Raw genomic sequence first — 20,026 nt, forward strand, 5'->3', positions numbered from 1 at the left:
TTGTGGGCCTAACTGTCGCCCTTGTCCATCCGCCGCAGCACTTCCTTGACCTTGGAATTGATCTGGTCGAGCGAATAAGGCTTGGGCAGGAAATCCACGCTCTGATCGTCCTCGATATCGCGGCGCACGCTTTCCTCGGCATAGCCGGACACGAATATGATCTTGAGCCTGGGCATCTTGTCGCGAATGACCTTGAGCATGGTGGGCCCGTCCATCTCGGGCATCACCACGTCGGAGATGATGAGATCGACCTCATAGTCGAGCTCTTCGAGCACCTCGATGGCTTCCTCGCCGCCATCGGCCTCAAACACCTCATAGCCGGTAGCGCGCAGGGCCCGGGCCGAGAAAGCGCGTACGCTTTCCTCGTCCTCAACCAGCAGGATACGTTCGTGGCCGGTGAGATCCTTGACCGGCGCCGAGGCAATGGCGGCCTTGGCGGCAGCTTCTTCCGGCGTCGGCACATAGCGCGGCAGGAAGATCTTGAAGGTGGTGCCTACCCCAACGGTGGAAACCGGATAGATGAACCCCTCGGTCTGCTTGACGATGCCATAGACCGTCGACAGGCCCAGCCCCGTGCCCTTGCCCAGCTCCTTGGTGGTAAAGAAGGGTTCGAAGATCTTGGCCAGAACCTCCGGGCTCATGCCCGTACCGGTGTCCTGCACATCGATCAGCACATAATCGGCAGGCACCATGCCTTCGAACTTCATGTTCGCGGCCTCGGCCTGGGTGACATTGGACGTCCGCAGGGTGATCGAGCCGCCATTGGGCATGGCGTCGCGCGCATTGACCACCAGGTTGATGATCACCTGTTCGAGCTGCACCACATCGGCGCGCACCGGCCAGATATTGCGGCCATGTTCGACGGTAAGATTGTTCTTCTCGCCGATCATGCGTTTGAGCAGCACGGTGAGATCATCGACGATCAGCGGCAGCTCCAGCACTTGCGGACGCAGCGTCTGGCGGCGCGAGAAGGCCAGGAGCTGGCGGGTCAATCCCGCTGCACGATTGGCGTTCTGCTTGATCTGCATCAGCTCGTTGAATGAGGGGTCGCCCGGCTTGTGCTTCAGGAGCAGCAGATCGGAAAAGCCGATAATGGCGGTGAGCAGATTGTTGAAATCATGCGCAACGCCACCGGCCAACTGGCCAACGGCCTGCATTTTCTGGCTCTGGGCGAACTGCGCCTCGAGCTTGCGCTGGTCGGTCATGTCGAGCGCATAGACATTGATCTGCTCAGGTGAACCGGCGCTGACCTCGGAGGCCGAAATATAGAGCCGGACGGCATGATCGCCCTCGACACTAAGCGCGGCGTCGACCGGCTCGACTTCCGAGCGCTGGGCCGTCGCATCGCTCAAGGCCTTGGCCAGTTTCTCGCGGCTACCCTCTCCGATGAGCTCGCTGAGCGGCTGCAACTCGAGACTCTTGTCCTCGCCCGACCAACGGAAAATGCGCCCGAACGGCGCATTGGTCCGCACGATCCGCCCTTCGGCGTCCAGCGTGGCGATGGCAAAGGGCGTGTCGTTGAAAAAGCGCGAGAAACGTACTTCAGCGGCCCGCAATTCTTCTTCGGTGTCCGGCGCGCTCGACATGTCGAGCACCAGCGTGCGGGTTTCGCCCAATTCGCCATCGGCCAGGCGGGCGGCACGGTGCAGCAGGCGCACCGGCAGCGAAGTGCCATTGCGGCGCACCAGATCGATATCGATGATTTCGGTGCGGATTTCCCCGTCACCCCGACCCCGCATCAGCAGCGACGCGCCATCGCCGCGCACGATGTCGCTCAAGGCAAGCTGACCGGCATTGAATTCGGCCAGATCGTAGCCCAGCCAGTCGGCCAGGGTAGAGTTGAGATACTGGATCCGCCCATGCGCGTCGGCCGAGAAGAAGCCAGAAGGCGAGTGGTCCAGATAATCGATGGCGCGCTGCAGATCGCGGAACGCGGTCTCGTTGTTTTCCCGGTCGCGGGTGATGTCCTCGACCGACCAGGCGACCAGCGGCTTATGGCTGTCGGCAAAATCGGGCAACGGCCGCACCGAGACCCGATACCAGAACACGCGGCCGGCCTCGGACTGGGAGCCGCCCAGACCACCAGGCACGCGGATATCCTCAATAGCCGTGCGTCCATCTCGCGCGGCCCGCGAGACCCGGTAAATCGCTTCGCCGGCATCGGCATAGCCGGAAAACAACCTTGGCACACCAACCGGCACGCCATTGTTCACCGCGCCCGGGAAGCTGCCATAGTGCTGGTTCACATAGCTTATCTTGCCTTCACGATCGGCAATCACGGCACCAAAGGGCAGACTGTCGACCACGGCATGGCTCAGGGTCCGCCGATCCTCGCTCGCCGCGAAGCGAAACAATCCGGCCGCCAGCCCGAACAGGAAGAAGACCCCGGCCACGGCCAGCAGGCCCACAAAGCTCATCACCAGCTCGGGCGGAATACGATCCCCGAACAGCGTGAACGCAATCGCTACGACGACCAGCACGATGCCCAGCACCGCCACCCGCCAAAGCCCCGCGCCACCGCGACCCGAATCCAGGACCGGTTCGGGATAGCTGTCCTCGCCAAGCGGCGTCGATGCCATGGGGTTCTGCTCCAGCGCTGCACATCGTCCCGAATCGGGACATCAGAAAAGGTCTAGCAAAAGGACCGCCCGCATGGGAGGGCGAAGCCCCGATTTGCCGTGGATGGCGGCGCATTGATGCCGGCCTGCATCGACGCGCACTGATTTGGCTGCGGGCCTGACCGCTGCGGCGGATTACGCACTCGGCCGCCAGCCGCCGCCAGGCTTCTTGAGGCGCATCACGAAGCCGATCACCTCGGCCACAGCCTTGAAATGCTCGGCCGGAATGGTCTCGTCGATATCCACCGAGGCGAATAGAGCACGCGCCAATGGCGGATTTTCGACAATGGGCACGTCATTGTCCTTGGCCAGCTCGCGGATGCGCAAGGCCACGGCATCCGCACCCTTGGCCACGCATTTGGGCGCGGACATGTCCTTGTCGTATTTGAGCGCCACGGCAAAGTGGGTCGGGTTTGTGATGACCACGGTGGCATCGGGCACGGACGACATCATGCGTTTGCGGGCCCGATCCTGACGCAATTGACGAATGCGCCCCTTTACATGCGGGTCGCCCTCCATCTGCTTGTATTCCTCGCGCGTCTCCTGGACGGTCATCATTTGCCGCTTCCACCATTTCTGGCGCATATAGAAGAAGTCAGCCACCGCAATCGCAGTGATCACCGCCAGGACCGCGGCAAAAATCTTGATCCCGATCTCCTGGAAGTCGACCAGGATCATGATCGGGTCGGCGGTCATCATGGTATCGAGCCGGTCGCGTTCGGGCCAGCAGACCACGATTACGATCACACCCACCAGCACGATCTTGACCAGTCCCTTGCCGAAATTGACCAAGGCATCGGGCGAGAACAGCCGCTTGGCACCGCTGATCGGGGAAATCTTGGAAAGCTTGGGCTTGATCGGATCGAGCGACCAGACCAGCCTGTGCTGCACCAGATTGGCCAGGATGCCGCATACCATCAGCACGGCCAGCGGAATCAGCACCACACCGATCATCGCCAGTGCCAATCCGTTGAAGAAATCGGCAAAGCCGGCGCCATCCAGGTCGAACTGATCGGCATTCATGAAGATCAGGCTTAGCGGCTGGCTGAGCTGCGTACTGATCCAGGGGGACAGCAGGGCAAAGACGATGCCCGATCCCATCAGCATGAACCAGGTCGTGACCTCCTGGCTCTTGGCCACATCGCCCTTTTTGTGGGCGTCCTCGAGCTTTTTCTGGGAGGGATCTTCTGTTTTGGAGTCTTGATCAGGGGCTTCGCTCGACATTGTCTAGCCCCTCCACATCGCGAGATGACTTTCGAAGGCGGTGATGTACCAGCCCATCATCATCACCAGCAGGATCGCAAACAGCAGCAGGCCCAGAATGATATTGGCCGGCATCAGGATGAAGTAGACCTGCAATTGCGGCATCAGGCGCGCCAGAATACCGGCACCCAGGTTGAAGACCAGGCCGAAGACGATAAACGGCGCGGACATCTGCACGCCCACCATGAAGGCGCCGCTGACCGTGCGCACCGCCAATTGCATGGCGTCCTCGAACATCAGCGGATCGGTGGGGGAGAACACCATGTAGCTGTCATAGATCGCCGCCAGCGCCATGTGGTGCAGGTCGGTGGCAAAGATCAGCGTGATGCCGAGAAAGGACAGGAAGCTCGAAAACACCGCGCCCTGCTGGCCCATCTGGGTCGGATCGGCGGCGAGCGCTCCGGAGAGGCCGGTCTGGAACGCCACGATCGTGCCCGCCACCTGGGTGGCCATGACCGTGATGCGCACAATCGCCCCGATGATGAGACCCACGGCCAGCTCATGGAACAGCAACCCCACCATGCCCGCCAAATCGAGCGGTATGGCCGGGATTACCTCGCCCAATAGGGGGAACAGCACCAGGGTGAAAGCCAGCGCAAAGCTCAGCCGCATGCGCACTGGTATCGTCTGCTCGCCCAAGGCCGGCATCAGCATAAGCATGGCGGCAATGCGCGCAAACAGAATGATATAGGTAAAGGCCGTCGCCGGGAGCCAGTCGAGGCTGATGGTCACCGCTTACCCGCCCACGATGATCATGTCGACCACCCGGTCCATATAGCCGGCCATGGTGGCACCCAGGAATGGCAGCGTAATCAGCATGGTAATGAAGATGGCAATGATCTTGGGCACGAAGACCAGTGTCATTTCCTGGATCTGCGTCAGCGCCTGGAACAGCGCGATCACCACGCCAACGATCAGCCCGACCAGCATCATCGGCATCGAGACGATGATGAGGGTCCAGATGCCCTGGCTGGCAATGTCGAGCACTTCTGCGCCGCTCATGGCTTCAACCCTTCTCGATTCGGAATCCAGCCTACCACCGGCCACCACTCCGGCGAAGGCCGCGGGCCGTTTCGTGGGGTTTATCCCGCCTTGTTGACCATGCGGCCTATCTGAAGGCCGAGGTCAGATCGGCATCCGCATGATTTCCTCATAGGCCGAAATCACCTTGTCGCGCAGGGTGACCATGCTCTCAATGGCCATTTCGGTCTCGCTCAGGGCGGTCACCATGTCGACTACATTGGCCTTGCCGCTGACCATGTCGAGCGCCATCTGGTCGGACACCTTGCCCTGGTCGACCACACCCTGGACATTCTGCGCCAGGAGATCGGCAAAGTTTCCGCCCGCGGCCGGTGCCGTCGCGGTCAGGTCGGCCTGCGGCTTGGCCGCCTGGTTGATCAGGCGGCTGGCATTGGAATAGGCGGCGGTTGCCGCATTGAATGGGGTATTGCTGACGGCCATCTGTGCTGTCTTTCTCGCTTATCAGCCGCGCAGGATGTCGAGCGTGCGCCCGAGCATCTGACGGGTGACGGTGACCACGTTGAGATTGGCCTCATAACTGCGCTGGGCTTGGCGCATGTCCACGGTTTCCACCAGCGTGTTCACATTTGGATATTGCACGAAGCCGCTCTCGTCGGCGGCCGGGTGTCCGGGCTCATAGCGCGAGGAAAAATCGCTCATGTCATAGGCCAGCCGCCCGATCTCCACGACGCGCCCGCCGACTTCGGCATCGTAATTGGCCTGAAAGGTCGGGATGCGGCGGCGATAGGGTTCGTCGCCCGGCGCCTTGCCGGCTGAATCGGCATTGGCAATGTTTTCCGCAATGACCCGCATGCGCGCCGTCTGGGCGTGAAGGCCGGTCGCTGCGATGCGAAGCGAAGAATTGAAGTCCATGCGTTACCCCTAGACGTTCTTGCCCAGCGCGACGCGCAGGATGCGGACGGATTTCTGGTAGAGCGAAGTCGCCGCCTGATAGTCCATCATATTGGTAGTGACCTTCATCATCTCGTCTTCGAGCGTGACGCCGTTGCCTTCGGGCGTCACTTCGAAATTGGCCATGCGCTGCGCATTGAACGCGCCCTCCCCCGAGGAGGCAGAAAAATGCATGGGCTGCGTGACAGTGGTAACCACGGCCGAGGAGGCCATCATCCCCTGCCGGTCGGCGAATTCATATTGCTTGAGATCCCGTCCACGATAGCCGGGCGTTTCGGCATTGGCGACATTCTCGGCCAACAGCCCTTGACGGGTCTGGTGCCAGCGCATCTTGTCGGTCAACGCCGAAAAGACTGGCATATCCATTAGGCCCATGGGCCAAGCTCCCCGGAAACAAATTCAATTAGGCAATTCTTGCCGGGTGAATGGTTAACCAAGTGTTAAGCCAGCCCTTCAGCGGCCTGAAACCACGTGCATTTTGCAAAATTGATGGGCGAACTAGGCAGGAAGTGCCGCTTGTGTCGACCAACACCTATTGCCACACCCGGAATCGCGCTATGTGCGTGGTCCGACCTGAGATGCTCTGGAGGCGCGGCTCTTGCAATTCATTACCGGACTGTTCGGCGGCAGCGGCAATACTATCCTGACCATGATCCTGGCTCTCGGCATCGTACTGGTGCTGATCGTGCTGGCCGTCTGGTTTCTCAAGCTGATCTCCAACGTTTCGGGCAATGCCGCGCGCGGCCGAAACCGACGCCTTGCCGTGGTCGACACCCTTGCCCTCGACCAGAAGCGGCAATTGGTGATCGTGCGGCGCGACGATGTCGAACATCTGATCCTGACCGGTGGCCCGCATGACGTCGTGGTGGAGACCGGCATTCCCGTACCCGAAGCCGCCCCGGCCCAGCCGGCGCGGCGCGGCCTGCCCTCCCTTTCAGCCCGACGGCCGGCAAGCACCAGGCCGGCACCCGGCCCCGCTCAGTCGGCCCCTGCCGAGCCGGAACCCGTCGCCCCGCCGGTCCCCGAACCGGCCAAGCGCCCCGGCCGCTCTTTGCGCCACACCGGCCTGCTCCGGCCAGTCAGCGTGCAGGACCCCACGCTATCCGTTGAAAACCCGGATGCGCCGGGCGAGACACAGGCCGACTCAGATAGAGAGGTCGGTGGCGACACGGTGAGCGAAGGCACAGCGCTTGAGCATGACAATAGCGAGCAGGCCAACCGGAACTGAACCGGCGCGCAAAGCGCGCTTGCGTTTCCTGCTGCCGCTCCTCACCGCCGCTGGCCTCTTGCTGCTGTGGTCCCAGGGCGCTTTTGCGCAAGACCTCTCCATTGATTTCGGCGACGAAACCACGCTGACCGAGCGGGCAATTCAGCTCATCGGGCTGATCACCCTGCTCTCGCTGGCGCCATCGATCCTGGTGATGGTGACCAGCTTCACCCGCATCGTGGTGGTGCTCTCGCTGCTGCGCACTGCCATCGGCCTGCAGACCGCGCCGCCCAACACCGTCATGGTGTCCCTGGCGCTGTTCCTGACGCTGTTCATCATGCAGCCAACCCTGCAACAAAGCTATGAACAGGGCATCGCCCCATTGATGGCCGGGGAGATCGAGTTCGCCGAGGCTTTCGACGCCGGCGCCGCGCCGATCCATGAGTTCATGCGAGCCAATGTCCGCGATCGCGATCTGGAGCTGTTCTACGACCTTTCGGAGACGGAGCTGCCCGATGAGCCGGAAGCCATTCCGCTGCAGCTTCTGGTGCCGGCCTTCATGATCTCCGAGCTGCGCCGCGCCTTCGAGATTGGCTTCCTGCTGTTCCTGCCCTTTGTGGTCATCGACATGGCCGTGGCCTCGGTGCTGATGAGCATGGGCATGATGATGCTGCCCCCGGTGGTGATCTCCCTGCCCTTCAAGCTGATCTTCTTCGTGCTGGTCGACGGCTGGTACCTGGTTGCCGGCTCGCTGGTCCGAAGTTTTGCCAGTTAGCGATGCACCGTCCCAAACCCTGCTAGAGCGAGGCCAGGCCCGCATCGGGCTGGCTGGCCTTGATTGGCGTCAGGGCACCCTCACCCGAATACGCCTCGCGATAGGACGAGAGAAAGGCAGAGAGACTGTCGAGGGCGGCGACCTCGGCGGCGACCTGTTTGAACTCGAGACTGGTGGCCTGGATCGGCCCGGTCACGAAATCGAACATCGGCCATTCGGGTGAAGCCACCATGCGTTCGCCGAACTTGGCGCGCAGGCGGGACAGGCCAAACTTGTCCCCGGCCAGCACATAGCCGACCGCCGCCTTGATCAGTCCAATTCGCCCCGAGCGATCCAGCGGTCGCCCCTCAGGCTCATCCCCATAAATGACCTCAATCATCTCACCGGCCTGGCTGTAGCGGCGCGCCTTCCAATGCGCATCGATGCGCATCAGTTCGACATCCTTGCCATCCATGTTGCTGATCAGGTCGAGCGCGAGTTGATCGCGGCCGCCATCGATCATTGCGCGCGCCTCAAGCAGGCGCCGCTGGCGCTGCAGCGACTCCGGCAAGCCCGGCAATTGCGTCTCATTGAGCACGCGCAGCGCGTCCTGCGGCTTGCGATCGGCGAGGTAGATCACCGCCAGATCAGCTGCGATCTGCGTGCGCGCTACGCCCCGCAGGCGATTGTCGAGCTGATATTGCAGCAGGTCCGCAGCCTGGGTGAGCAGATCCACCCTTACGAGCCGGCGGGCCAGATTTCGGATCATCTCATCCCCACGTGCACCGGGCGGGGTCAGGTGCCGGAAATCGTAATAGATCGCCAGCGCCTCGACCGGGCCAATGGAATCGGCGACCCCGTTTAGGAACATATCGGCAAACATCGCCTGCGCCTGGTCGCGCAACCCATTGACCGCCGGGCTCTCGGGGTAGTTCGCCACGGCCGCTTTCACAGTCTCGAAGCCGGGCCGGTATTCGCCATTGCGGAAATAGAGCTGGGCCAGCAGCGTCTGCATGTCCGCTTCCAGCGCGTCGCCGCGCCAGAGCAGCGTTTCGGCCGCCAGCGTCTGCGTGCCCTTGGCCAGGTCCAGCCGCCCTTCCTGATCGAGCAATTGCAAGGTCCTATAGACCGCCTCGGCGCGCGTGGGACGAATTTCCGCAGCAATCACCTGCCCATAAGTGTCGAGCGCTTCCTGATTGCGGCCTTCGGCCTCATCGATGCGCCCGGACAGCAGATGATGGAGGGAAGCGTCCTCAACACTGAGGCTGGCAAATTCTATATCGTCCAGCATGCGCTGCGCCAGCGCGGGGTCATCGGCCTCCACGGCCGCGCGCGCGGCCGCCAGACGGAAGCGATTGCGCGCCCAGTCAGGATAGCTATCGGCAATGGATCGCGCTTCAAGCGCATCGAAGCGGGCGCCGCGATAGTCGTGGCTTTCAGCCCGGGCAATAGTGCGCCAGAATAGCGAATCCACATCTTGGTCGAGCGAAGGCGCATTGAGTGTCCGCAAGGCATCGCGCGGACGCCCCGCCAGCACATCGGCAATGGCCGTCGTCGTCCGGATCTTGCGCGTCAGGTCTTCGGCCCGCAAATCGCTCTCGAGAACCCGCAGCACCCCCAGAGCCTCGAAGGCCAGCCGGTTGGCGACCAGGAACTGCGCATAGTCGAGCCGCGCAATATCGCGTTCGCGCCCCTCGTTTGTAGCGGCGGCCCGCTCCATCTCGTCGCGCCTGTCGGCAAGGGCAACTGGGTCGCGCTCTTCCAGGGCCTCGAGGTCCAGATAGCCGGCACGAGCAGCCTCCTGCGCCTCCGAACCGGAATTGCGCAGGCTATCGATCGCAGAAACTGTCAGTCCGCTGGTCGTTGAAATTACGGCGACCGGGCTTTCGACGTCGACCTCCAGATTGGTCGATTTGGGTTTGACCACCAGGCCGTGCACGCTGCGTAGTGCCGTGAAATCCACATAGTCCAGTGACCGGGTCAGACCTCGGGCCGGCGGAAAAGCTGTGACCACCTTGAGAACATCACCGACCAGCGGATCGCGGAATTCATGCAGCCGGCCGGGCCGGGCCATGTCGGCCACCATCTCGAACGAACCTTCGATGTCGCGCCGCCGCGACAGACTCATCGGTTCGGTAGGGCTCAGCATCATGTCGCCAAGCGAGAGCACCCAGGCCATGCCTTCCGAACCCAGGGTCGCCAGGCGATCCTGGGTCAGGTCCAGCCGCACCACCTGCGTGTCGCCTGAAGAAACCACAGTGAAGTCACTTGCGACGGCATCCAGGTCCATCGAGCCACCGGGGGGCTCGATGCCGCTGACCGTGTCGAAGATCATCCAGACCGTGTCGCCGCGGCGGAACACGGCGGCCGGCGTATCCTGCTCGAATGGAAAGACCACGCGCACCGTATTGCCCAGCACATTGATGAACGGGGTAATGGTTTCCGGGCTGTCCGCCCTCAGGGCCGAAATCGTCGGCTCCTGATGTGCTTCGGCCTCCTGCGCGGCGGCCAGTTGCGCGGCCTCGGCTTCGAGATCGGCCGGGGTCAGCGCCGGCAGCGTCTGACCGGCAATATCGATATCAAGCACATATTGCGACGGAGAGATGGCATAGAACCGCGGCTCGACGCCCTCGGCAAAGATGAAGCTGGCAGCGGCGCCATCGGCGGAATAGCCCGACTGCATCGAGACGATCTCTTCGGGCAGGCTGGAGATCAGGCCCGTCAGGTCCATTTCGACCGGCCATTCGAAAGTGGCGGCACCTAGCTCGCCCTTCTTGTTGAAAATTCCTTCGGTTGGCACATTCCAGTCGAACTGCAGACGCATGAAGGTGGCATTGCGTCCAATCCGGACATCCACCTGCGGATCAAGCTCGGCAGCAAGGCGCGCCTTGCGGTCCCGCTCCGCCTGGATTGCGGCGAGGCGCGCGCGCTCGGCCAGCTCGTCGATGATTTCCTGCGGCAACGCCGGCGGCATGCCCTGCCAGTCGGGCGGCATCAGATCGACAAACAGCTTTTCGCCTGCTTCGATGCGATTGAAATTGAAGCTGCTCTTGAGCCCGATGCGCATCCCGCGCCGATCCGGATCGATCCGCGCGATCGAGAGATAATTCGGCATGGTCGTGGCGACATCGGGCAGCAGGATATCGACCGGCTCGGCAAATTCCACCGATAGCACGCCATTGTCGATGCGGAACTCGTATTCCGGCAGTGTGTCGCGGGAAGGAAAGCTGAGGATCAGCCGTGCATAGCCCTCTTCCTCGGTCGCAAAGAGCTGCCCCTGTTCCTGCGCCAGCGCAGGCGTAATCGCCATCATGGTGCAGGCCAGAGCTGCCCCCGCGATAGCGCGAAACAGAACTCGCCAACCTGAACTGATTGCGGTCTTCACCGGCTTTCTGCCCGCCCGACGCATACAAGTCGCGAATACAGAGACGGGCAGAAAAGCCCAAAATCCTCAGGAAACGCGAGGGTTACAACACTCAAAAGGGCGCCGCCTTCTGGACGGCAATCCACTTCTTCGGGTCAACCCTAGCGACCGGTGCTTAACGTGCCCCTAAGGGCAAGGCTGGCAATTGCCTATTGTCCGACGATCTGGGGCAGTTCCGCCAGGGTTTCGGGCGCCATCTGGTCCAAGGGATCCGTGCTGGCCGAAGCCATTCGTACCGTCAGCTCCTGGGCCCGCATGGTGTCCATCTCCGCCAGAATTGGCGCCATTTTGCGCGGGCTCATCATCTTGGCCACACGCAGCAGCACTTCTATGTCCAGGGCATTGAAGATATTGGCGGCATCCTTGGGTTTCATGGTCTCATACATGGCCACGATACCGGCAAACTGGCCCGCTTCCATTTCCTTGCGCTGCTCCACCAGCGAGGCGATTTCGTTCTCGATCGACTGCAGGGTCTGCTGGCGCTCTTCGATGCGCTTTTCGGCAGCCTCAACCAGCGACGCGCGCATGGCCAGCTCCTGTTCGTAGCTTTCCAGCTCTGTGCGGCGCGTCGAAAGACGCTCCAGAAGGGCCTGCTCGGTCACCGAAGTCTCGCCGCCACCCAAAGGCATCACACCATTGGGTGTCAGCACTTGCGGCAACGCGTCAGCCAGCGGTGGGCAGTCACCCGGAACGACCATCAGTTCGCCTTCGCTGGTGTCGGCCTCGCCAAGCGCGGCCGCGGGGCGCGGATCGCAGGCATTTTCCGCGGCAATCACATTGGTGACGGGTTCGCCATGCGCATCGGCCTCCGCACCTTCTTTTTCGTACTCGCTCACAGTTTCGCCATGCCCGGCGCTCTCCGCCTTGCCTTGGCTCGCGCCCGCAGCTTTACCCAGGGTAGGCGCAGCATCGGTCAGCGTGGGACTTCCATCCTCAATGGTCGGTGCGCTGGGCAGGGTGACGGTTCCGCCAGAGTTGGCCGCAGCACCACCATTGTCACCACCGCCACCGCCGGCAGCCTGAGCCGTGCTCACGCCGGTCAGCACATAGCCGCCATTGGTCACCAGCCCCACGGTCTTGAGGACCAGCAGGGCCGAGACGGCCAGGATAACAACGGGGAGCAGGCGGATATTGGTCACGCGGCGGCCCCACGGCTGCGCACGCGCTCAGACAATTGCTGCAATGCCGTCTGCACCTTGTTGGGCGCTTCAACCGGTTCAATGGCCTGGCTGTGGCGCGCCACACTGGTGATCTTGGCGATACGCTCCATCAGCACGGTTCCGGCCGTCACGTGATTGGCCAGTTCCACGCCAAAGCGCTCGGCCTCCTCCATGCGTGCGCTCAGCGTCAGGTCCGCCTCGACAGCGGTGCCCTTGAGCTCCTTGATGGCCTGATTGGCCAGATTGGTCGCGCTGACCAGGTCGGCCACCATCTTGGCCATGGCGTCCTTGTCCTGATGCAGACGCTTCAGGCGCTGATTGAGCAAAACACAATATCCAATGGTCAGAGCCAGCAGAATTGCCACGGCGCCTTCCACAAACAGTCCAAGCGGCAGCCCCAACATCATCGTCCTTCCATCGTATCGTCGATTGCCTCAAAGGCCTCCATGGTGACCTTGGGCGGGTTGAGCGGGTTGGTGACCCGCACGGAAACATTCTTGCCGATATGACCCATGATGGCCTCGGTCAGCTCGACATCGCCGCAGCGCAGCCGTACCGGGTCGCTGGGACCGCGTTCAAACATCAGCGTCTGGCCGGGCTTGAGATTGAGCAGGCGCGAGAGCGGCAGTTGCTGCTCGTGCAGCACCGCCTCGATCTCGACATCGGCCTGATAGATCTCGGTGGCCAGGTGCCCTTCCCAGATCGGGTCACGGCCGAATTTTTCACCCATGAACATCTGCAACAGCTGCTCACGGATCGGCTCGATGGTCGCATAGGGTAGCAGGATCTCGATCTTGCCGCCGCGCTCATCCATCTCGATGCGCAGCTCGATCAGAATGGCCGCATTTCCCGGCCGCGAAATGGCCGCAAAACGCGGATTGGTCTCCATCCGCTCAAGCTTGAAATTGATCGGGGTCACCGGCTCGAAGGCACGATGTGTGTCTTCGAGAATGATCTCGATCATCTTGCGCGCCAGCGCCATCTCGATGGTGGTGTAGGGCCTGCCTTCGACGCGGATATTGCCGCCAATGCGGCGCCCGCCGAGCAGCACGTCGATCATCGAATAGATCAGGTTGGAATCGACCGTAAGCAGGCCGTAATTCTCCCATTCCTCGGCCTTGATGACCGAAAGAATGGCCGGTAGCGGTATGGAATTGAGATAGTCGCCAAAGCGCACGGACGAAATGGAATCCATGGTCACCTCGACATTGTCCGAGGTGAAGTTGCGCAGCGATGTCGTCGCCAGCCGCACCAGGCGGTCAAAGACGATCTCCAGCATCGGCAGGCGTTCATAGGACACCAGCGCCGAGTTGATGAGAGCCTGAACACCGGTCAGCTCGACATTGCTGCCCGCGTTGGAATCAAAGCCGAGCAGGCTGTCGATCTCGTCCTGATTGAGAACGCGATCCGCCCCGCCCTCGCCGTCGCCATCGCCGCCTTCGAGCATGGCAGCCCACTCGGCAGCGGCCGCGGCGGCGCGCTCTTCCTCGCTCATTTCGCTTTCGTCAACAGGTACTGCGGGCGTATCGGCGGCCCCGATATCCTCGATCCCCCAATCGTCGCTCAGCTTGTCCTGCTCGCTGGGTCCGGCCATTACTGCACCAGGATTTCCTTGAAGAGCACGCTCTCCACATGGGCGGGGTAGATTGCCAGGTTGACCCGGCGCAGTAGTTCTTCCTTGAGCCGGTAAATTCCGGCAGAGCCCTCGAGGTCGCTTTTGCGCAGTTCGCGCATATAGACCTGGAAGGCGTCAATCACCTTGGCCAGCCGCGGCTGAATTTCGGTCATCATTTTCTCATCGGCCACTTCGAGCGCGATGGCGAGCTTCATAAAACCCTGACTGCCCTCTTCCGAGGCCAGGTTCACCATCATCGGCGGCAGGTTGAAGATGAAGGTGTCGTGCACCTCGGCCGATGTAGCGGCACCATGATCGCCCGCGCCTTGTTCGGAACTACCCGAGGAGGACAGGAAGAAGAACAGGCCACCGCCAGCCACCAGCAGCACCGCCACAGCAGCCCCAATGATGATGAAGAGCTTGGGAAAGCCCTTCTTGGCGGGCGCTTCCGTACCGGCTTCGGCTTCCGCGGTCATAAAGTGGCCCTGTCAAACGCCTGCATTTCCGGACGATTCCGGCTTGCTGACCAGCTAAGGCCCAGTTGGTTAACGAAAGGTTACAAACACACTCAAACCGGCAGTTTTTGCCGGGCAAGTTTTGCCCAACCCTCCAGCTCAACCTAGCGATAGCAAGCCACTCCAACAAGCTAAGTCATTGCTTTCAGTGCAATTTCCGCTCTGGCATGGTTTCTGCAACGTAAATGCCGAGGCGACCGGCTTGGGGAAGCGGGCCGTCTCGGGGATCAAATCGGGGAATGCCATGATCGAGAACGCGCAACTCATCGGCCTCAGTCGGCAGATCGCGCTTCGGCGCCAGATGGATGTGGTGGCGAACAACATCGCCAACCTCAACACCACAGGCTTCAAGGCAGAACAGATCCTGTTCGAGGAATATGTCATGCCGAATGCCCGGCATAATGACTTCCCTTCGCTCGACCAGCCCCTCTCTTATGTGCAGGACTGGGCCACCGTCCATGACCTGACCGGCGGCGCCATCGTCCAGACCGGTAATGATTTCGACGTCGCGCTCAGTGGCGAAGGCTTCTTTGCCGTCGAAACTGCGGGCGGCGAACGCTGGACCCGCGCCGGCGCTTTCGGGCTGAACAATCAGGGCACGTTGGTCGACCAGTCCGGCAATCCGGTGCTCGGCAATGGCGGCCCGATCCAGTTCGGCCCCGAGGAAACCGGCATCACCATTGCTGCCGACGGCACAATTTCGTCCAGCGCTGGCGCCAAGGGCCAATTGCGCATCGTCGAATTCGCCAATGCCCAGGAGCTGGTGCGTGAAGGCTCCAACCTGTTCTCCGGTGGCACACCCGAACTCAATACCAATACCCGCGTCATCCAGGGTCATATCGAGCGCTCAAACGTCTCGGGTATCGCCGAGATGGCCGAAATGATCCGTGTGCAACGCGCCTATGAATCCGTCGCATCCCTCGCCCAGAAACAGGACGAGATGCGCCGCAACGCCATCCAGCGCCTGGGCGACACCAACGCCTGAACCTGAGGAGCAAACGCCATGAAAGCACTTTATATCGCATCGACCGGCATGGGCGCCCAGGAACGCAATGTCGAAGTCATTTCCAACAATATCGCGAACATGCGCACCACCGGCTACAAGCGGCAGCGTGCGGAATTCCAGGACCTGCTCTACCAGCAGATCACCCGCGCCGGATCGCAGACGTCTGACCAGGGCACCATGGTCCCGGCGGGCCTCGAAATCGGTTCGGGTGTGCGCACCATCTCAACCCCGCGGGTGATGAGCCAGGGGTCGGTCAACCTCACCGAAGGCGAACTCGACGTCGCCATTCGCGGCGAAGGCTTCTTCATGGTGCAACTGCCCGATGGCCGCACGGGCTATACCCGCGACGGCTCCTTCGAGCGCAATCCCGAAGGCACGCTGGTGACGTCCAGCGGCCACCCGCTCGACCCCGGCATCACCATTCCGGGCAATGCCCGCGGCGTGGCGATCTCGCCCGACGGCACGGTCGAGGCCTATATCGGCACCGACACCGCGCCGACCCAGCTTGGCCAGTTGCAGCTTGCCCGCTTCGTCAACAAGTCGGGCCTGGAATCGATGGGCGACAATCTTTTCCTCGAAACCGCTGCCAGCGGTCCGGCCCAGGTCAATGTGCCCAATACCGACGGCACCGGCGACCTGCTGCAGAACTATCTGGAAATGGCCAATGTCAATTCGGTCACCGAAATCGCCGACCTGATCGCTGCCCAGCGCGCCTATGAAATGAACGCCCGTGTCATCTCTGGCGCCGACCAGATGATGCAGGCCACCAGCCAGCTTAGCTAAGGAGATTGACCATGAAATCGCTCCGCACCATCAGCCTGACCCTGGCCATGCTTCTGTCGTCCGGAATCGCTTCAGCCGCGCCGGTTCTGCGGGCCGAAATCACCGTCAGCGCACCCGTGGTCACCGTCGGCGACATGTTCGACGATGCCGGCGTGCTGGCCGAACAGCCCCTGTTCCGCTCGCCGCTTCCGGGCACCACCGGCAATGTCGACCTGGCCGCCGTCCGCTCCGCCACCGCCCGGATCGGCTTGACCCGGTTCGACGTCAACGGCCTTTCGCAGGTGCGGGTCTCCCGCGCCGCTTCGATCGTCGACCAGACCCTTCTGGCCGACCTCATTACCCAGGATTTGCGCCATCGCGGCATTCTGGGCGATGGCATGACGGCCGATATGCTGTTCGCCAACCCGCCAGAAACCATCACCGTGGCGGCCAGCGAAACTCCAGCCAAGCTGGAAAACCTGCGCTACCTGCCCGGCAACGGCACCTTCTCGGCCCGGTTCTCGCTGGCCGGCCAGCCCCAGCCGCTGGACCTCAACGGCTCCATCGAAATCAGCATCGAGGCCCCGCATCTTGCCGCCGGCCTGCCCGCCGGCACCGTGCTGCGCCCCGACCATATCGTCATGCGCCCATTGCCGATCCAGCAGGCCGACGCCCAGGGCATTGCCTCGCTCGACCAGCTCGTGGGCATGGCGCTCAACCGCCAGAGCCGCGACGGTATGCTGTTGCGCGTCAGCGATGTCAGCACCCCGCTCTCAATCTCCAAGAACGATCTGGTCACCATCTATTATCGCAAGGGCCTGATGACCCTGACCGTCAAGGGCCAGGCCATCACCGGCGCTGCAAAGGGTGCGCCGCTGCAGGTTCTCAACCTGGTTTCCAAACGGGTCATCAGCGCCACGGCCATCGCTCCGGGGGCCGTGGAAGTCTCCACCAGCCCCGTCACTCTTGCCGGCCTCTAATTACGGGACAGATGAAAATGAACATCGCCAAGATCGCCACCATCCTGACCCTGACCGCAGCCCTGGGCGCCTGCAACACCATGGACCGCCTCGCCAGCGTCGGCCAGGCCCCCGTGCTGACCGCCATTGCCGACCCGACCACAACGGCAGGCTACCAGCCGGTGCGCATGCCCATGCCCGAGCCGATTGCCGATACCTATCAGGCCAACTCGCTCTACCGCACCTCGGCCAAGGGGTTCTTCAAGGACGAACGCGCACACCGGGTGGGTGACATCCTGACCGTGGTCGTTACCATCGACGACACCGCCCGGATCAACAACAACACCCAGCGTTCGCGCAATTCCACCAACAGCGCCGGCATGGGCGGCCTGTTCGGCGCAGCGTTCTCCAACGCCACCGGCGCGGCCGAACTCAATGTCGACCCGCAGGCCGCTATCGATTTCACCTCGGGCATCAAGGACGCAGGCAACGGTTCGGTCAATCGCAGCGAGGCGCTGGAAACTTCGGTCGCCGCTGTCGTCACCCAGGTTCTGCCCAATGGCAATCTTGTCATCGAAGGGCGCCAGGAAGTGCGTGTGAATTTCGAGGTGCGCGACCTGATCGTGGCCGGCATTGTCCGTCCCTCCGATATTCAGGCCAACAACACCATTCCCTCGACCAAGATCGCCGAAGCCCGCATCTCCTATGGCGGGCGCGGCCAGATCACCGACGTGCAGCAGCCCCGCTACGGCCAGCAGGCCATGGATGCGATCCTGCCCTTCTAAGAAAGTTTCGGTGGCGCAATCCCCATCGCGCCGCCGTTTTCCCCCGGCCAGTCCAGAATGGAGTGGCACGGCCCCAAGCGCAGAAGGCGCCGGGCCTTTTCCTGAGGGCTCCTGCTTCCCCCAAGCACGGAGCCCAATCCCCACGAGGCGCAGCTTCCCCGGCTGCGCCTCACTCTTTTTCATGCTCCGATCCATCCCTATGTGAGCCGCTAGGTTACACGGGGAAAGAGCAGATGAACTGGGCAACGGGCATCGCAGTCGGAATTGCCATTGGTGCCGGGATCGGCGTGGCCACGGACAACATCGCCTTGGGCGTCGGCATGGGGATCGCGATCGGCGTCGCACTGGGCACCACCGGCGCCAATCGCTCCGACAAGGACCCACCCGACAGCAAGCCTTGATCCGCCCGGAGAGCTGTGGAACACATCTGCCATCCCACCTCCGGAGCCCGCCATGTCCTTCCAAAAACTCGATGAACTCGGTCGCAAGCTCGAGTCGCTCGAACACGCCTTGTCCATTCTCGGTGCCGATGAAGCCACCCATATGGCGGTCGGTGGCGGCGAGAAGCGGGCCGAAGCCATGGCCAATCTTGCCGGAATGTACCACGCCCAGGCCACTGCGCCCCAGATCGCCGACTGGATCGACACCGCCAAAAACGAAGACCTCTCCGACACGCAGAAGGCCGCACTGGGCGAGTTCGAACGGTCCTATGTCAACGCCACATGCCTGCCGACCGAATTTGTCGAGCGGCGCACCGCCGCAACCATGCGGTCCGAACAACTCTGGCGGGATCTGCGCGCCAAGGGCGATTGGGACAGCTTCCTGCCGGCCCTCGAAGGTGTCATTGCGCTGGTGCGCGAGGAGGCGGCCTTGCGCTCGGCCGCAACAGGCCTGGCGCCCTATGATGCGCTTATGGACCAATACGATCCGGGCAATCGCACCGCCCAGATCGACACGGTCTTTGCCGATCTGAAGACCTTTCTCAAGGACTTCGTGCCCCACGCCCTCTCGGTTCAGGAGCAACGCCTCAGCCAGCGCCCGCGCAAACCGCTCAATGCGCCCTACCCGATCGAGAAGCAGCGCGAATTGGGCTTGGCGGCCATGCGCGCCGCCGGTTTCGACTTCACCCACGGCTCTCTTGCTGTCTCGCACCACCCCTTCTGCGGCGGCGTGCCGACCGATGTTCGCATGACCACGCGCTATCGCACCGACGAATTCCTCTCTTCGCTCATGGGCGTGCTGCATGAAACCGGCCACGCCCTTTACGAGCAGGGCCTGCCCAAGGATTGGTCGCATTGGCCGCTGGGCAAGGCGCGCGGCATGGGCATGCATGAAAGCCAGAGCCTGTTCGTGGAAATGCAGCTCGCCCGCAGCCCCGAATTCTGGGAATTCATGCTGCCGCTGGTGCATCAGCACTTGGGCGACACCGCGATTCCCGGCTGGGAGATCGCCGATGTTCTCAATGAGGTCAACTTCGTCGAACGTGGCTATATCCGGGTCGATGCCGACGAGGTGACCTACCCGCTCCACGTCATCCTGCGCTACGAACTGGAGCAGGATCTGGTGTCTGGCAAGCTCGAGGCCAGCCAGATTCCCGAGGCCTGGGACACCAAGATGATCGAATATCTCGGCATTTCGACCATCAACGATCCCAAGGACGGCCCGATGCAGGATGTGCACTGGCCCGGCGGCGCCTTCGGCTATTTCCCCAGCTATACGCTGGGTGCCATGATCGCCGCGCAATTGTCGGCTGCCATGGAAAAAGACCTGCCTGACATGCGCGAGCAGATCCGCAAGGGCCAGTTCGGTGAAATCAATCAATGGCGCGCCGACAAGGTCTGGACCGAGGCCTCGCGCTACTCGACGCCTGAGCTGATTACCCGCGCCACCGGTGAACCGCTCAATGCGGACTACTTCAAGGCCCATCTCAAGCAGCGCTACGGCGGGTAGTATTCCGCTATCAAATTCAGACACTTACACGAGGCGGCGGAATCAATTTCCGCCGCCTCCTTGATGAACGCTATCT

The 20,026-nt window shown here is 62.2% G+C and carries 20 protein-coding genes; 8 read left to right on the forward strand and 12 right to left on the reverse strand.

The window, feature by feature from the left end; all coding sequences use genetic code 11:
* Positions 1-8: 8 nt before the first annotated feature.
* The 7 genes from cckA to flgB all read right to left on the reverse strand — a co-directional run bounded on the left by cckA (position 9) and on the right by flgB (position 6,188).
* The gene (cckA, locus tag GO014_RS06095) at positions 9-2,579 is read right to left on the reverse strand and encodes a cell cycle histidine kinase CckA (protein ID WP_157289487.1); all 2,571 of its coding nucleotides are present in this window, start codon (positions 2,577-2,579) and stop codon (positions 9-11) included.
* Between the two features lie 174 nt (positions 2,580-2,753).
* Positions 2,754-3,842 (reverse strand): flagellar biosynthesis protein FlhB, encoded by a 1,089-nt coding sequence (flhB, locus tag GO014_RS06100; RefSeq protein WP_157289488.1) that lies wholly within the window; start codon positions 3,840-3,842, stop codon positions 2,754-2,756.
* 3 nt (positions 3,843-3,845) lie between these two features.
* The gene (gene fliR / locus GO014_RS06105) at positions 3,846-4,613 is read right to left on the reverse strand and encodes a flagellar biosynthetic protein FliR (RefSeq protein ID WP_343030796.1); all 768 of its coding nucleotides are present in this window, start codon (positions 4,611-4,613) and stop codon (positions 3,846-3,848) included.
* A 3-nt stretch (positions 4,614-4,616) separates the two neighbouring features.
* Positions 4,617-4,883, reverse strand: coding sequence for a flagellar biosynthesis protein FliQ (fliQ, locus tag GO014_RS06110; protein ID WP_104893964.1), 267 nt, complete (start codon positions 4,881-4,883; stop codon positions 4,617-4,619).
* A 123-nt stretch (positions 4,884-5,006) separates the two neighbouring features.
* Positions 5,007-5,342: a flagellar hook-basal body complex protein FliE gene (fliE, locus tag GO014_RS06115; protein WP_116588386.1), complete on the reverse strand. Its 336-nt coding sequence runs from the start codon at positions 5,340-5,342 to the stop codon at positions 5,007-5,009.
* Between the two features lie 21 nt (positions 5,343-5,363).
* Positions 5,364-5,774, reverse strand: a complete 411-nt coding sequence (gene flgC, locus GO014_RS06120; RefSeq protein WP_157289489.1) for a flagellar basal body rod protein FlgC — start codon at positions 5,772-5,774, stop codon at positions 5,364-5,366.
* 9 nt (positions 5,775-5,783) lie between these two features.
* On the reverse strand, positions 5,784-6,188 hold the full coding sequence (gene flgB, locus GO014_RS06125) for a flagellar basal body rod protein FlgB (RefSeq protein WP_116588385.1): 405 nt from the start codon (positions 6,186-6,188) through the stop codon (positions 5,784-5,786).
* Positions 6,189-6,411: 223 nt separating this feature from the next.
* On the opposite strand from flgB, the gene GO014_RS06130 reads away from it, so the two are divergent.
* Positions 6,412-7,041, forward strand: coding sequence for a FliO/MopB family protein (locus tag GO014_RS06130; RefSeq protein ID WP_246204384.1), 630 nt, complete (start codon positions 6,412-6,414; stop codon positions 7,039-7,041).
* Entirely contained in the window at positions 7,010-7,795 is a 786-nt protein-coding gene (gene fliP, locus GO014_RS06135) for a flagellar type III secretion system pore protein FliP (protein WP_157289490.1), read from the forward strand. Before GO014_RS06130 ends, fliP begins: the two co-directional genes overlap by 32 nt.
* 22 nt (positions 7,796-7,817) lie before the next feature.
* On the opposite strand, the gene GO014_RS06140 is transcribed toward fliP, so the two are convergent.
* The 5 genes from GO014_RS06140 to GO014_RS06160 all read right to left on the reverse strand — a co-directional run bounded on the left by GO014_RS06140 (position 7,818) and on the right by GO014_RS06160 (position 14,449).
* On the reverse strand, positions 7,818-11,159 hold the full coding sequence (locus GO014_RS06140; protein ID WP_179952926.1) for a tetratricopeptide repeat protein: 3,342 nt from the start codon (positions 11,157-11,159) through the stop codon (positions 7,818-7,820).
* Between the two features lie 188 nt (positions 11,160-11,347).
* A complete protein-coding gene (locus GO014_RS06145; RefSeq protein ID WP_157289492.1) occupies positions 11,348-12,337 on the reverse strand; it encodes a MotE family protein in 990 nt (329 codons plus the stop codon).
* A complete protein-coding gene (locus GO014_RS06150) occupies positions 12,334-12,765 on the reverse strand; it encodes a DUF6468 domain-containing protein (RefSeq protein ID WP_104893955.1) in 432 nt (143 codons plus the stop codon). The genes GO014_RS06145 and GO014_RS06150 overlap by 4 nt, the downstream gene beginning before the upstream one ends.
* Positions 12,762-13,952, reverse strand: a complete 1,191-nt coding sequence (gene fliM, locus GO014_RS06155; protein ID WP_157289493.1) for a flagellar motor switch protein FliM — start codon at positions 13,950-13,952, stop codon at positions 12,762-12,764. Before fliM ends, GO014_RS06150 begins: the two co-directional genes overlap by 4 nt.
* A complete protein-coding gene (locus tag GO014_RS06160) occupies positions 13,952-14,449 on the reverse strand; it encodes a flagellar basal body-associated FliL family protein (protein WP_157289494.1) in 498 nt (165 codons plus the stop codon). The genes fliM and GO014_RS06160 overlap by 1 nt, the downstream gene beginning before the upstream one ends.
* A 283-nt stretch (positions 14,450-14,732) precedes the next feature.
* Between GO014_RS06160 and flgF the strand changes: the two genes are divergently transcribed.
* The 6 genes from flgF (at position 14,733) to GO014_RS06185 (ending at position 19,950) form a co-directional block, all read left to right on the forward strand.
* A complete protein-coding gene (flgF, locus tag GO014_RS06165) occupies positions 14,733-15,473 on the forward strand; it encodes a flagellar basal-body rod protein FlgF (RefSeq protein ID WP_157289495.1) in 741 nt (246 codons plus the stop codon).
* 18 nt (positions 15,474-15,491) lie between these two features.
* Entirely contained in the window at positions 15,492-16,277 is a 786-nt protein-coding gene (gene flgG / locus GO014_RS06170) for a flagellar basal-body rod protein FlgG (RefSeq protein WP_116588378.1), read from the forward strand.
* A gap of 11 nt (positions 16,278-16,288) precedes the next feature.
* Entirely contained in the window at positions 16,289-17,236 is a 948-nt protein-coding gene (gene flgA / locus GO014_RS06175; RefSeq protein ID WP_157289496.1) for a flagellar basal body P-ring formation chaperone FlgA, read from the forward strand.
* A 17-nt stretch (positions 17,237-17,253) separates the two neighbouring features.
* Positions 17,254-18,000, forward strand: coding sequence for a flagellar basal body L-ring protein FlgH (gene flgH / locus GO014_RS06180; RefSeq protein ID WP_157289497.1), 747 nt, complete (start codon positions 17,254-17,256; stop codon positions 17,998-18,000).
* Positions 18,001-18,233: 233 nt separating this feature from the next.
* Positions 18,234-18,401: a glycine zipper domain-containing protein gene (locus tag GO014_RS18935; protein ID WP_179952927.1), complete on the forward strand. Its 168-nt coding sequence runs from the start codon at positions 18,234-18,236 to the stop codon at positions 18,399-18,401.
* Between the two features lie 52 nt (positions 18,402-18,453).
* A complete protein-coding gene (locus GO014_RS06185; RefSeq protein ID WP_157289498.1) occupies positions 18,454-19,950 on the forward strand; it encodes a carboxypeptidase M32 in 1,497 nt (498 codons plus the stop codon).
* Positions 19,951-20,026: the final 76 nt, after the last annotated feature.

The organism is Devosia marina, from assembly GCF_009758415.1.
GTDB classification, from domain to species: domain Bacteria; phylum Pseudomonadota; class Alphaproteobacteria; order Rhizobiales; family Devosiaceae; genus Devosia; species Devosia marina.

Bases quoted from the DNA above. Each gene is read 5' to 3' on its own strand.
- flgA (WP_157289496.1), top strand. From the start codon at position 16,289: ATGAAATCGCTCCGCACCATCAGCCTGACCCTGGCCATGCTTCTGTCG.
- flgG (WP_116588378.1), top strand. From the start codon at position 15,492: ATGAAAGCACTTTATATCGCATCGACCGGCATGGGCGCCCAGGAACGC.
- fliE (WP_116588386.1), bottom strand. From the start codon at position 5,342: ATGGCCGTCAGCAATACCCCATTCAATGCGGCAACCGCCGCCTATTCC.
- cckA (WP_157289487.1), bottom strand. From the start codon at position 2,579: ATGGCATCGACGCCGCTTGGCGAGGACAGCTATCCCGAACCGGTCCTG.
- flhB (WP_157289488.1), bottom strand. From the start codon at position 3,842: ATGTCGAGCGAAGCCCCTGATCAAGACTCCAAAACAGAAGATCCCTCC.
- GO014_RS06160 (WP_157289494.1), bottom strand. From the start codon at position 14,449: ATGACCGCGGAAGCCGAAGCCGGTACGGAAGCGCCCGCCAAGAAGGGC.
- fliQ (WP_104893964.1), bottom strand. From the start codon at position 4,883: ATGAGCGGCGCAGAAGTGCTCGACATTGCCAGCCAGGGCATCTGGACC.
- GO014_RS06150 (WP_104893955.1), bottom strand. From the start codon at position 12,765: ATGATGTTGGGGCTGCCGCTTGGACTGTTTGTGGAAGGCGCCGTGGCA.
- flgF (WP_157289495.1), top strand. From the start codon at position 14,733: ATGATCGAGAACGCGCAACTCATCGGCCTCAGTCGGCAGATCGCGCTT.
- fliM (WP_157289493.1), bottom strand. From the start codon at position 13,952: ATGGCCGGACCCAGCGAGCAGGACAAGCTGAGCGACGATTGGGGGATC.
- flgB (WP_116588385.1), bottom strand. From the start codon at position 6,188: ATGGGCCTAATGGATATGCCAGTCTTTTCGGCGTTGACCGACAAGATG.
- fliP (WP_157289490.1), top strand. From the start codon at position 7,010: ATGACAATAGCGAGCAGGCCAACCGGAACTGAACCGGCGCGCAAAGCG.
- flgC (WP_157289489.1), bottom strand. From the start codon at position 5,774: ATGGACTTCAATTCTTCGCTTCGCATCGCAGCGACCGGCCTTCACGCC.
- GO014_RS06185 (WP_157289498.1), top strand. From the start codon at position 18,454: ATGTCCTTCCAAAAACTCGATGAACTCGGTCGCAAGCTCGAGTCGCTC.
- GO014_RS18935 (WP_179952927.1), top strand. From the start codon at position 18,234: ATGAACTGGGCAACGGGCATCGCAGTCGGAATTGCCATTGGTGCCGGG.
- flgH (WP_157289497.1), top strand. From the start codon at position 17,254: ATGAACATCGCCAAGATCGCCACCATCCTGACCCTGACCGCAGCCCTG.